The 12,358-nt window shown below is 73.1% G+C and carries 11 protein-coding genes; 9 read left to right on the forward strand and 2 right to left on the reverse strand.

Going from position 1 to position 12,358, the window contains the following annotated elements:
• The first annotated feature begins 377 nt into the window (after positions 1-377).
• The 5 genes from AC0680_RS36755 to AC0680_RS36775 all read left to right on the forward strand — a co-directional run bounded on the left by AC0680_RS36755 (position 378) and on the right by AC0680_RS36775 (position 3,982).
• Complete coding sequence (locus tag AC0680_RS36755; RefSeq protein ID WP_384441886.1) at positions 378-605, forward strand: hypothetical protein; 228 nt, start codon at positions 378-380, stop codon at positions 603-605.
• Between the two features lie 122 nt (positions 606-727).
• Positions 728-904, forward strand: coding sequence for a hypothetical protein (locus tag AC0680_RS36760; RefSeq protein ID WP_478637379.1), 177 nt, complete (start codon positions 728-730; stop codon positions 902-904).
• A 147-nt stretch (positions 905-1,051) separates the two neighbouring features.
• Complete coding sequence (locus AC0680_RS36765; RefSeq protein ID WP_478637381.1) at positions 1,052-2,560, forward strand: AlkA N-terminal domain-containing protein; 1,509 nt, start codon at positions 1,052-1,054, stop codon at positions 2,558-2,560.
• Between the two features lie 99 nt (positions 2,561-2,659).
• Positions 2,660-3,178 (forward strand): methylated-DNA--[protein]-cysteine S-methyltransferase, encoded by a 519-nt coding sequence (locus AC0680_RS36770; RefSeq protein WP_478637382.1) that lies wholly within the window; start codon positions 2,660-2,662, stop codon positions 3,176-3,178.
• A gap of 63 nt (positions 3,179-3,241) precedes the next feature.
• Positions 3,242-3,982 (forward strand): 2OG-Fe(II) oxygenase, encoded by a 741-nt coding sequence (locus AC0680_RS36775; RefSeq protein ID WP_478637383.1) that lies wholly within the window; start codon positions 3,242-3,244, stop codon positions 3,980-3,982.
• A gap of 29 nt (positions 3,983-4,011) precedes the next feature.
• Here AC0680_RS36775 and AC0680_RS36780 read toward each other — a convergent pair whose 3' ends face one another.
• Both AC0680_RS36780 and AC0680_RS36785 read right to left on the reverse strand, forming a co-directional pair.
• Positions 4,012-4,776 carry an SDR family NAD(P)-dependent oxidoreductase gene (locus tag AC0680_RS36780; protein WP_478637384.1) on the reverse strand — a complete coding sequence of 255 codons (765 nt, stop codon included), beginning with the start codon at positions 4,774-4,776 and terminating at the stop codon, positions 4,012-4,014.
• A gap of 128 nt (positions 4,777-4,904) precedes the next feature.
• The gene (locus AC0680_RS36785; protein WP_478637385.1) at positions 4,905-5,834 is read right to left on the reverse strand and encodes a ScbA/BarX family gamma-butyrolactone biosynthesis protein; all 930 of its coding nucleotides are present in this window, start codon (positions 5,832-5,834) and stop codon (positions 4,905-4,907) included.
• A 227-nt stretch (positions 5,835-6,061) separates the two neighbouring features.
• On the opposite strand from AC0680_RS36785, the gene AC0680_RS36790 reads away from it, so the two are divergent.
• From AC0680_RS36790 to AC0680_RS36805, 4 genes are all read left to right on the forward strand, one after another.
• Complete coding sequence (locus AC0680_RS36790) at positions 6,062-6,784, forward strand: ScbR family autoregulator-binding transcription factor (RefSeq protein WP_478637386.1); 723 nt, start codon at positions 6,062-6,064, stop codon at positions 6,782-6,784.
• A 234-nt stretch (positions 6,785-7,018) separates the two neighbouring features.
• Complete coding sequence (locus AC0680_RS36795; protein ID WP_478637388.1) at positions 7,019-9,406, forward strand: MFS transporter; 2,388 nt, start codon at positions 7,019-7,021, stop codon at positions 9,404-9,406.
• A gap of 255 nt (positions 9,407-9,661) precedes the next feature.
• Complete coding sequence (locus AC0680_RS36800; protein WP_478637389.1) at positions 9,662-11,209, forward strand: right-handed parallel beta-helix repeat-containing protein; 1,548 nt, start codon at positions 9,662-9,664, stop codon at positions 11,207-11,209.
• A gap of 244 nt (positions 11,210-11,453) precedes the next feature.
• Complete coding sequence (locus tag AC0680_RS36805; protein WP_478637390.1) at positions 11,454-12,206, forward strand: DUF4232 domain-containing protein; 753 nt, start codon at positions 11,454-11,456, stop codon at positions 12,204-12,206.
• Positions 12,207-12,358: the final 152 nt, after the last annotated feature.

Genomic DNA, 12,358 nt, shown 5'->3' on the forward strand with positions numbered 1-12,358 from the left:
CACACCCCCAACAAAAACTGACCGCCCCCCCCTCCCCCCCCCTCCCCCCCCCCACCCCCCCCCCCCCCCCCCCCCCCCCCCCCCCCCCCCCCCCCGGTTTCAGGTATCGGGGCACGTCGTGTGCATCGGGGCGCGCCCTCCCTATCCGGGGTATTTCGGGACGTGACGATCCTCACGCTCCCTTCACAGAACGGCAATGCGTTGTTTACCGTTCAATCGGGTGTGCGGTGCGGCGACGCACCCGCCCCGAATCGCCCCGGCCAGTTCCCCCCGTCTGGCCGGGGCTTCGTCATACCGTCCACGGCATCGCGGCGAGGATTGACGCCTGCGGAGGCTGTCGAGGTGCGGGGGTGCGGAGCCCGGCGCACGCTGGAGGCATGTCCGAGCATCCGCCTGTCATCGTGCACCCGCCGACGCCCTCTGGTGGTCGACGGGTGACCGTACGCGGGCAGATCGTCGGCCTGGCACACGGCCGCGGTGATGTCGCCGAGTTCCTCCGTCGCGCGGGAGTCGCCGACCCGGCCGAGGACATCCGGCTCGATGACCCCCGACTCGTCGAGTGGCGCGGCGGCTCTCTGGACGACTGGCCGATGCCGTCGCCGTGACGCGCGACCACCGGTTGCCGCGAGGGGCGCCCACCACGCTGTCAGTGGCGGGGGGTATGAATGACAGGGACAGCGGTCACGTCGTGGACGGCGGCAATGATGCAGAGGAACGGGGGCTGGGCATGAGCGACAGCGGGGACGGCGGCTCCGGCGGCGACTCGTATGACGCCGGCGGCGCGACGAGGAGCAGGTCCGGATCCGATGCACCGGGGAGTCTGGACGTCATACGCAGAGCCATGCGCTGGGAGACCCTGGCGATCGTCCTGATCCTGGTGCTCCTCACCGTGGTGGCGTCATAGAGCGATGCCGTAGGGCGCGGCCATAGACGTGCGCACGGCACTCCCCACCACTCTCCGCACGGTCGTCGGCGCGGTCCCCGGCGTCCGAGCACCCCGTCCGATTTCCGCCAGCGTCGCCGCCCGGCCTGCCGCACAGTGGACTCTGTGATGAACGAGGACAGCAGGTACGAGGCGGTGCGCAGCAGAGACGCCCGGTTCGACGGTGCGTTCTTCTTCGCCGTGTCCACGACGGGGATCTACTGCCGCCCGAGCTGCCCGGCCACCACGCCGCGGCGGCGCAATGTCACCTTCTTCCCGACCTCGGCGGCCGCGCAGGGCTCGGGCTTTCGCGCCTGCCGCCGCTGCCGGCCCGACGCGGTGCCCGGCTCGGCCGAGTGGAATGCCCGTGCCGATGTCGTCGGCCGCGCCATGCGGCTGATCGGCGACGGAGTGGTGGACCGGGAGGGGGTGTCCGGACTGGCCGCGCGGCTCGGCTACAGCGCGCGGCAGGTGCAGCGGCAGCTGGCCGCGGAGCTCGGCGCCGGGCCGGTGGCGCTGGCGCGGGCGCAACGCGCCCACACCGCCCGGGTCCTGCTGCAGACCACCGGCCTGCAGGCCGCCGAGGTCGCCTTCGCGGCCGGGTTCGCCAGCGTGCGCCAGTTCAACGACACCATCAAGGAGATCTACGCGCTCACCCCCAGCGCGCTGCGCGCCGCCCGTCCCGGTAGGTCGCCCCGACGCGGTCCGACGGTCCCGCCCGCCACCCCCGGTGTACTGCCGCTGCGGCTCGCCTACCGCGGACCGTACGCCGCGCGGGAGATCTTCGACCACCTCCAGCGGCGCGCGATCACCGGCGTCGAGGAGGTGACCGGCGAGCCCGGGGCCCGTACCTACCGGCGCACCCTGCGGCTGCCGAACGGCCCCGGTGTCGCCGAGGTCGACGAGTCGCCCGGAGCCGGCTGGCTGGAGTGCCGGCTGCACCTGACCGAGCTGCGCGATCTGACCACCGCCAGCCAGCGGGTGCGCCGCCTGTTCGACCTGGACGCCGATCCGTACGCGGTGGCCGAGCGGCTCGCCGCGGACCCGGTCCTGGCACCGCTGGTGGACCGGCGCCCAGGGCTGCGCTCCCCGGGCACGCCCGCCCCGCACGAGCTCGCGGTCCGCGCGGTACTCGGCCAGCAGGTCTCGGTCGCCGCGGGCCGTACGCTCGGCGGCGCGCTGGTCGCCGCATACGGGGAGCCGCTGCCCGGAGCGACGGGCGGGCTCACCCATCTCTTCCCGCGTGCCGAGGACCTGGCGCAGGCCCCGCTCGCCGAACTCGGCATGCCCGAGCAGCGGCGGAACACCCTGCGCACCCTTGGTGCCGCGCTCGCCGACGGCACCGTCACCCTCGATGCCGGGGCGGACCGGGACGAGGCCGAGCGCCGGCTCCTCGGCCTGCGCGGCATCGGCCCCTGGACCGCCGGCTACATCCGGATGCGTGCCCTGGCGGACCCCGATGTGCTGCTGCCCGGCGACGCGGCGGTACGCGCCGGAATGCGCCGGGCCGGGGCTCCGACGGACGATCTGCAGGTCCTTGCGCCGGCCTGGCGCCCGTGGCGCTCCTACGCGATGCACCACTTCTGGAACGCGCCGGCCGCAGCGGAGGAGGCCGGACCACCGCGGCACCGCCCGTAACGGAACGAACCGCCTCCGCAGACCGACCCACCTACCGACCCACCTACCAACCGACACACCTACCGACCCACGTCCGCAGACCACGGAAAGAACAGGACCATGACGCGCTACACCATGCTCGACAGCCCGCTGGGTGAACTCCTCCTGGTGGGCGAGGAATCGGCCACCGCCCCCGGTGGCACCGCACTCGCCTCGCTGACCGTGCCCGGCCAGAAGGGCGGCGCGAGCGTCCGGGACGACTGGACGCACACCCCCGAGGCGTTCGCCGAGATCGCGCGCCAGCTGCGCGCCTACTTCGACGGGACGCTGACCCGCTTCGACATCGAGTTCGCGGCCGCCTCGCGCACGGGCACGGACTTCCAGCGGCGCGTGTGGCAGGCGCTGGAGGCGATTCCGTACGGGACCACGACGACCTACGGACGGATCGCCGCCGACATCGGTGCGGCGCGGGGCGCGGTGCGCGCCATCGGCACGGCGATCGGCGCCAATCCGCTGCTCGTCGTCCGGCCCTGCCACCGGGTGATCGCCGCGGACGGATCCCTCTCGGGCTACGCGGGCGGGCCGGACCGCAAGCGGCAGCTCCTCGGCCTGGAGGGCGCCGTACCGGACGCCGCCTGAGCGCGCCCGCCGCCGGCCGGCCGTGCGCCGCCCCCTGAACGCCGACGCCCACAGGAGCCCGCCATGACCACCACGACCACCAAGCGCCGAACCCGTCACGCGGTCCTCGCCGACCGGGTCGCGGCCGCCGACTGGACGGCGGTCGGGGAGGAACTCGACGCCACGGGGTGCGCCCTGACCCCGCGTCTGCTCACTCCGGCCGACCGCCGCGCGCTCGTCGCCCTGTACGACGACGCCGACCGCTTCCGCTCGACCGTCGACATGGCCCGGCACCGATTCGGCTCGGGGCAGTACCGCTACTTCGCCGACCCGCTGCCCGGACCGGTCCAGGCGCTGCGGGAGGCGTTCTACCCGTATCTGCTGGGGACCGCCCGCGACTGGGCGGAGAAGCTCGGCAGGCCGGCGCCCTGGCCGGACACCCTGGGGGAGTGGCTTGCCCGGTGCCACGAAGCCGGCCAGACCAAGTCCTCGCAGATCCTGCTGCGTTACGGTGCGGGCGACTGGAACGCGCTGCACCGCGATCTGTTCGGGGAGATGGTCTTCCCGCTCCAGGTCGTCATCGGCCTGGACGAGCCTGGCGCCGACTACACCGGCGGGGAGTTCCTCCTGGTCGAGCAGCGGCCGCGAGCCCAGTCCCGCGGCACCACCACGGTCCTCCCCCCGGGCCACGGCCTGATCTTCACCACCCGGGACCGTCCCGTACGCTCCGCCCGGGGCTGGTCGGCGGGGGCCGTGCGCCACGGAGTCAGCACCGTCCGCTCCGGCCGCCGGCACTCCCTGGGACTGGTCTTCCACGACGCCTGAGACCCGGCCCAGGGAGGTGCCCGACGGGGTCAGAGCACGGAGCCGCCGGTGACGTCGATGCGCTGGCCGGTGATCCAGCGGGAGTCGTCCGACGCGAGGAACGCGGCGGCGTCCGCGATGTCGGCGGGCTTGCCGATCCGGTTGAACACCGAATATGCCGCCAGCGCGGCCCGTCCCTCGGGAGTCGACCTGCGCACCGCGGTCACATCGGTCTCGACCCAGCCGGGGGCGAGGGTGTTGACCGTGATGCCGCGGTCGCCGAGCTCCTTGGCGAGGGCGAGCGTCAGGGTGTCCAGCCCGCCCTTGGCGATGCTGTAGGCGATCTGTGAGGGGTGCGCCGTACTCGTCACCGCCGACGAGACGTTGATGATGCGTCCGCCGTCCCGCATCCGGCGCAGACCGTGCTGGACGATGAAGAGCGGGGCCTTGGTGTTCACCGCGAGGGTGCGGTCGAACTCCTCGGGAGTCACCTGGTCTATCCGCCCGGGGAAGTTGAGCCCCGCGTTGTTCACGAGGATGTCGAGGCCGGGCTCCGCGCCGCAGGCGGCGAGTTCGGCGTCGAAGGCGGCGAAGAGGGCCTCGGCATCGCCCGGGACCCCCAGTTCCGCGCCGATGACGAACGCCCGGCCGCCGGCGCCGGTGATGCTTTCGGCCGTTTCCTTGGCCGCGGTGTCGTTGCTGCCGTAGTGGACGGCGACCAGGGCGCCGTCCTGGGCCAGGCGCTGTGCGATGGCCCGGCCGATTCCCCGGCTGGAGCCGGTCACCAGCGCGGTCTTCCCCTTGAGGTCACCCATGGTCGTTTGGCCTTTCCTGTGCTTGTGGCGGGCATGCCGTCACCGGCTGCGGTCCCTCGCCGGGCGGCGACGGCGCGTGCACGTACAGCCGCGAGGCACTGGGGGCGTGCGGCCGGTGAGCTGTGTCGTCAGCCGCGGGCGTCCAGTGCCGTGAGGGTGGAGACGAACACCGGCTCACCGTCCTGCAAGCCGGTGACCTGGACCATTCTGGTGCAGGGCAGAGCCGGCGGGACCCAGCGGGCCTCGATCACGCAGGGGGTGCCGTGCTCGGCGTAGCGGAGGAACTCCGTGCCGAGGGCGTACGGCACGAAGCCGTCGGGGGCGGTCAGGGCGTGGGCGGCCTGCTGCGCCGCATCGAGCAGCACCATGCCGGGAACATGATCGTTCGCCGGGTTCACCACCGCGGCGTGGTCGGGCGCGATGCGCAGCAGCCAGCGATCGGGCCGGTCGGTGGGGGAGAGGAGGACGTCGTGGGCGGTGGCGCTGCCGGTCAGTTGGGGCGGGACGGATGCCGGGAGCGGTCCGGGGGCGCGCCGCGCGGTCAGACGTTCGCCGCGGATCCGGCGGTAGACGGCGGGCGAGGTGACGGTGACATGGGAGTGGCCCGTCGCCACGATCCGCCCCGCCGAGCGCAGGGTCATGTCGAACCGGCCGCTGGTCAGCGTGCCGGCCCGCATGCGCATCCGGCTGCAGACGACGTCGATCGTGAGGGGCGTGGCACGGTCCCCGATGTCGAGGTGCGGGGAGTGCGCGGCGAAGATCAGGTCGCCCAGGATGAAGTGGTGGCCGACCGGTACGCCGAGTTCGGTGTGGGAGAGCAGCAGCCCCGCCTGGCGGATGGTCTCACCGATGAGGATGAGGCGGTGGCCGTCCTGGTTGACGGTGAAGTATCCGTGGTCGCTGGGCCACTGGGCGGTGACCGAGAAGCGGGAGTCGTCCAGTCTGCGCCAGGAGGAGACCAGAATGTCGTCGACGATGGGACGGTGCACGTACTCGCGGCGGACCGGGGCTCCGGGAAGGGGGCGGGGCGCGGCGCGCAAGCCGGGTTCCAGTGGCATGTGATGCGGGGCTTCGCGCTGAACTGTGTCGCTGACGTGCAACGCATCGCTCACGGCTGCCCCCAGGCGTCTCTACGGGATGAGGTCCATCGCTGATAAGATACGTACCATCCGGTTTTATTTTCAATGCCGGGCTGGGGGAAAGGGGAAATAGGCTGGTGGGGCGGTGACTTGACCGGTGGCCGACGCCCGCGGAATGTGAAGCTTCGACTGACAGGAGGCGTCCTGTGGCACAACAGGACCGCGCGATCCGGACCCGACGAGTGATCTTGGAGGCGGCCGCGGCGGTATTCGACGAGCAGGGCTACGACCGCGCGACGATCGCCGAGGTCCTCGATCGCGCCGGTGTGACGAAGGGCGCCCTGTACTTCCACTTCGCCTCCAAGGAGCAGCTGGCGCTCGCCGTGCTCGAGGAGCACGTGACCGACATCGCCGTGGAGCCGCAGCAGATCAAGCTGCAGGAGTTCGTCGATTCCGGCCAGGTCCTGGCGTTCCGGCTGCGCAGCGACCCGATGCAGCGCGGGGCGGCCCGGCTGGCGGTCGAGCAGGGGTCCAACCACCTGGACCGCAAGCGGTCGATGCTCTCGTGGACCGTGTTCGTCGAGGGTCTGCTGACCGATGCGCGGGCGCGCGGGGAAATCCTGGACAGCGTCGTGATCCATGAGACCGCCGAGCTGTTCGTCGGTGCGTTCGCCGGGATCCAGATGATGTCCCATGCGCTGACCAATCAGGCCGACCTCTGCCACCGGCTGACCGTCTTCTTCCAGCACACCCTGCCGAGCATCGCGGTGCCGGCCGTCCTCGGCAGACTCAACCTGGACCCGGAGCGCGGTGCGAGGCTGGATGCCGCTCTTCGGCGCGGCGCGGAGGCCGGCGCCGTCGCCGAGGCTCATGCCGGTGCCGGCACCGATGTCGATGCTCATGCCGGTGCCGAGGGCGCCGTGCACTGAACGGCGCCGGACCACGGTGGCCGATGCGGCCGAGTCCACGGCCTTCCGGAGCGGTGAAAAAAACCGCACAGGCGGTGTGGTCGAGGCGGAAGAGGCACGGCCGTGTGAGGCGTATCACCTCTGCCGTCCAGGGTGTTGACCGGGCGGCGGAACAGGCCCCCGCGATACAACGTTCGTCATGCACGTATCCATCGCCCCACCGCACTCCCCCCTGCCGTCCCGGAGGCCGCACGCATGACGCAGACGACGGACCAGTCGCCCGAGAGGACGGCCACCGCCGTTCCCCCGGTGTCCGACCCGACCGCGGGCGGCCGCCGAAGAGCCCGCGGCGGCATCGTCCCGGTCCTCGCCTTCGCCGGCATCGCCGTCGCGGTGATGCAGACGCTGCTCGTGCCGGTCATCAAGGACCTGCCGGTGCTGCTCGACACGGCACCCAGCAACGCCACATGGGTCATGACGGCCACCCTCCTCGCGGGCGCCGTCTCGACGCCCATCATGGGGCGGCTCGGCGACCTCCACGGCAAGCGGCGGATGCTGTTGACCAGCCTCGCGGTCATGGTCGTCGGCTCGCTGATCTGCGGATTCACCAGCGACCTGGTCATCATGATCATCGGTCGGGCGCTGCAGGGCTTCGCCATGGGCGCGATCCCGCTCGGCATCGGCATCATGCGCGACGAGCTGCCGCGCGAGCGGCTCGGCTCGGCCATGGGCCTGATGAGCTCGTCGATCGGCGTCGGCGGCGGACTCGCGCTGCCGGCCGCCGCGCTGGTGGCCCAACACGCCGACTGGCACACCCTGTTCTTCGGCGCCGCCGGGCTCGGCGTGCTGTCGATGCTGCTCACCCTCCTTGTCGTACCGGAGACTTCGGTACGCGCCCAGGGGCGCTTCGACGTGATCGGCGCCCTCGGGCTGTCCGCCGGTCTGGTGGCCCTGCTGCTGCCCATCACCAAGGGCAGCGACTGGGGCTGGAGTTCGCCCACCACCCTCGGCCTCTTCGGTGTCGCCGCCGTCGTGCTGGTGCTGTGGGGAGTGATGGAGCTGCGGATCGCCGACCCGCTGGTGGACCTGCGGACCACGGCCCGCCGCGAGGTGCTGCTGACCAACCTCGCCTCGATCACGGTCGGTGTGGCGTTCTACGCGATCTCGCTGGTCCTGCCGCAGCTGCTGCAGCTGCCCGAGTCGACCGGCTACGGGCTCGGCCAGTCCATGGTGGTGGCCGGGCTGTGCGTGGCGCCGCTCGGCGTGACGATGATGTTCGTCGCCCCGCTGTACGCGCGGATCGCGGCCCGGCGCGGCCCCAAGGTCTCGCTGCTGATCGGCATGCTCGTCATAGCCATCGGCTACGGCGCGGGCATCGGCCTGATGAGCGCCCCCTGGCAGACCGTCATCGTCGCGGTGGTCGTCGGTGCCGGCATCGGCCTGGCGTACTCCTCGCTGCCCGCGCTGATCATCGGTGCCGTCGATCCGTCCGAGACCGGCGCCGCCAACGGTCTGAACACCCTGATGCGATCGATCGGCACCTCGGTGTCCAGCGCCGTGATCGGCATGGTGCTGGCCCATATGTCCCAGCGCGTGGGACCGGCCACGATCCCCACGCTGGCCGGCTTCCGGGTCGCCTTCCTAATCGCCACCGCCGCGGTGCTCGTCGGCGTCGCCCTGGCCTCCTTCCTGCCGTCGCAGCGCACGGAGTCCCGCCCGACCCTGGTGGCGCAGAGCACGGACGACGCGGAGGACGCGGACGGTGCGCAGGACGCGGACGGCGTGGCGGCCGGTGCCGCCACGGCCGGCGCGCGGACCTCCCCGGGACCGTCCGCCCCCGCTCCCGCCGCCGCGAACCACCGGCCCGCCGGATTCCGCGGCCGCGTCCTGGACCACTCCGGCGCGCCGGTCACGGGCGCGAGCGTCACCCTCATCGACCGACAGGGCCGGCAGGCCGGCGTCACCACGGCCGCAGCGGACGGCGGCTTCGCCCTCGCCGCGCCCGCCGCCGGCACCTACGTCCTGACCGGCGCCGCGCCCGGCCACGCCCCCTACGCGGCCTCCGCCCGGTACCGGGGCGAGGGCCCGCCGGTGGAGGTGGACCTGATCCTCGCGGGCACCGGCCGGCTGGGCGGCGTCCTGCTCGGCGGCCGGGAGGGCACGCCACTGGCCGGCGGGAGCATCGTTCTCACCGATGCCGGCGGTGAGGTGGTGGCCCGCACCACGTCGGGTACGGCAGGCGACTGGGAGTGCGCACAGCTGCCGCCGGGCGCCTACACCCTGGTCCTCGGCGCCCCCGGCCATCGGCCGCAGGCCCGTGCGCTGGAGCTGTCCGGCGGGCAGCCGGCCCGCCAGGACGCCCGGCTGCAGCCGACGGCCATGGTCCGCGGCACGGTACGCGGACCGCAGGGCCGGCCGCTCGCCGACGCGGCCGTGACCCTCGTCGAGGACGGCGCGGTCGCCGGGTACGCCCTCACCGGCGCCGACGGAGGCTTCGCCTTCGATGACCTGACCGGCAGTCACTACACCCTCACCGCGGCCGGCTATCCGCCGCACGCCACCCCGGTATCCCTCGCCGCCGGCGCCGACGCGACCTGCGATGTGGTCCTGGAGCCGGCCCAGCCGGCCGCCGGCCGGCGCTGACCGGGGGCCGCGCGAAGGTGCGGGCGTGGCAGGCGCCGCGCACCTTCGCACGGCCACCGGCCCCCGCCACGGGCCACCGGCCACCGTGCGGGCGGTTGCACTTTCCGCGGCGGCGCTTGCACTTTCGTCCGGCTCTCCTTGTCACCCCCTCGCCCGTACTCAACGATGTGGCTGCCATGGGCACCTCGCCATCGGCGTGTCGGACGGCTTCGCACCGGCCCCGCGACACGCCGCGGTACCGAAAGGGGAGAGACCATGCCCGTCCCCCGACGCACCCCGGGGCTGCGGAGCGGAGCGACCGTCACCGCCCTGACCGTCCTCGTCGCCCTCGCCGCGCCGCAGGCGGGGGCGACACCCGCCGCCGCGCCGCCGACGCCCGCTCGGCGCGCCGCCACCACCTTCCACGTCGACTGCGCCGCCGGCTCCGACACCGCCCCGGGCACCAGCGCAGCGACCGCCTGGCGCACCCTCAAAAGGGCGAGCGCGGCCCGCTACCGGCCCGGCGACCGGATCCTCTTCCGGCGGGGCACCACGTGTACCGGCACCTTCGCCCCCACCGCCTCGGGCACGGCCGGGTCGCCGCTCGCCGCGGGTGCCTACGGCAGCGGCGCCGCACCGCGGATCGCGGGCGCCGGCGCGCGGGCCGCGATCCTCCTGGACAACGTCCAGCACTGGGAGCTGCGCGACCTCGACATCACCAACACCGGCCCCGTCACCACCACGGAGCGGCGCGCCGGGGTCCTCGTCCGACTGCACGACTTCGGGACCGGCCGCCACTACCTCGTCGACGGTGTGACGGTGCACGACGTCAACGGCGCCGACTTCAAGGACCCGGATCCCTCGGGCGGCATCCTCTTCGCCGTTCAGGGGGCGGCGAAGCCCACCCGCTTCGACGGGGTGACGGTACGTCACTCCAGCGTGCGGCACACCGACCGTACGGGCATCGGCACCTCGTCCACGTGGGGGCGGCGGCCCGAGCACCCGAACGGGCCCGGCACCACCTTCGCGCCGATCACCGGACTGTCGGTGCACCACAACACCGTGCGCGACGTCGGCGGCGACGGCATCGTCGTACAGAACGCCGTGGGCGCACGGGTGGAGCACAACCGCGTCGACGGCTTCAACATCCGCTCGGGCGGCTACAACGCCGGCGTCTGGGCTTGGAACTCCGATGCGGTGCGGTATCAGTTCAACGAGGTCAGCGGCGGTCACGGCACCCGGGACTCGATGGCGTACGACCTCGACGGCGGCAACAACGGCAACCTCTACCAGTACAACTACAGCCACGACAACGAGGGCGGCTTCCTGCTGATCTGCAACGGCGAGGGGATGACCTCGGACCGCAACACCGTCCGGTACAACGTCAGCGTCGACGACCGCAACACCGCGGCTCCCTATGGCGTCGTTTCGGTCGTCTGCGGCCCCGCCACCCGCACGCTGGTGCACAACAACACCCTGACCACCCGCTTCCCGGGCACGGCCATGGTCAGCAGCAACGGCCCCGGCGGCGTCACCTTCCGCGACAACGTCTTCGCCGGCGCCCTGGCCGGCTCCCCGATTGCCGACACACACAACACCTACGACCACAACCTCTACGCCCGGACTCCCGGGGTTCCCGCCGGCGACACCGGCGCGGTCCGGGCCGACCCGCTCTTCGTCACCCCCGACGACGTGCGGCTGCGCGCCGGCTCCCCGGCACTGGGCGCCGGCGTACGGGTCCCGGGCGGGGGCGGGCGGGACTTCTACGGCAATCCGGTGCCCGACCCGCCGAACATCGGAGCCGACCAGGGGCCCGGGAAGTAGGCCGAACCTCGCGGTGCCGCATCCGCAACCGGGGAATTTTCTGCGAGCCTGGGCGGCGCGCCCGGAATCCCGGCTGGTCAAAGAGGTGCCGGGGCCATCGGCGTGCCGGGCGCGCTGCCTCGTTAGCGGTGTGTTAGTGCCTCGTTAGCGGACCGGCAGTGCCCGGAGCCACGCTGGAAGAACAACGGACGGACCGCACGCACCCCATACACGAGCTCGCACCTACCAGACGAGGGGGACACTCATGTCGCTCACCATCAAGACGCCCGGCCGCGGCCGCCGTGTCGCCGCCGGATCGCTGATCGCCGTGGCGGCGCTCGCGCTCACCGCCTGCCAGGACGGGAACGGCACGGCCTCCCGCCCCTCGTCGGCAGCCGCCCCCGTCACGTCCCAGAACCAGGAGAGCGGCAGCGGCGCCGAGGCCCCCGGCGCGAAGCAGCCGTCGTCGGCCGGCAAGCAGTCCGCGGCCGGCAAGGAGTCCACGGCGGGCGAGAAGCCGTCGGCGAACTCGGCGACCCTGCCCGGCGGCAAGGCCACCGGCGGCGCCCCGAGCGCCTCGGCGTCGCACACCTCGGCCATGACGGCGTCGGACCGCTGCGCCGCCGCCGACATGTCGCTGAGCCTGGGCGCCGCCGACATCGGCGCGGGCAACATCCGCTACCCCCTCGTCTTCACGAACAAGGGCAAGAAGGCCTGTACGCTGCGCGGCTTCCCCGGGGTGTCGCTGATCCAGCGCGACGGCTCGCCGGTCGGCGAGCCCGCGACCCGCTCGGGCGGCGCCGGCGGCACCGTTCGGCTCCAGCCGGGACAGAGCGCGCACGCCCTGCTGCACACGGTCAACGACGGCGTCACGGACACCCCCTGCTGGAAGAACTCCCAGATCGTCTTCGTCTACCCGCCCGGGTCCAAGGAGTCGATGACCACCGGCAGCCGGGGCCTGCGGGTCTGCGGCGGACGGTTCGACGTGACCGCGGTGGAGGCCGGGTCGCTCGGCTGACGCCCGGCACGGTCCCCAGCGGGGGGGGGGGGGGGGGGGGGGGGGGGGGGGGGGGGGGGGTGGGTGGGGGGGGGGGGGGGGGGGGGGGGGGGGGGGGGGGGGGGGGGGGGGTGGTTCTTGTTGGCCTTTTGTTTGTTTTGTTTCTCTCTCTA

Source organism: Streptomyces sp. NPDC043738, from assembly GCF_056436545.1.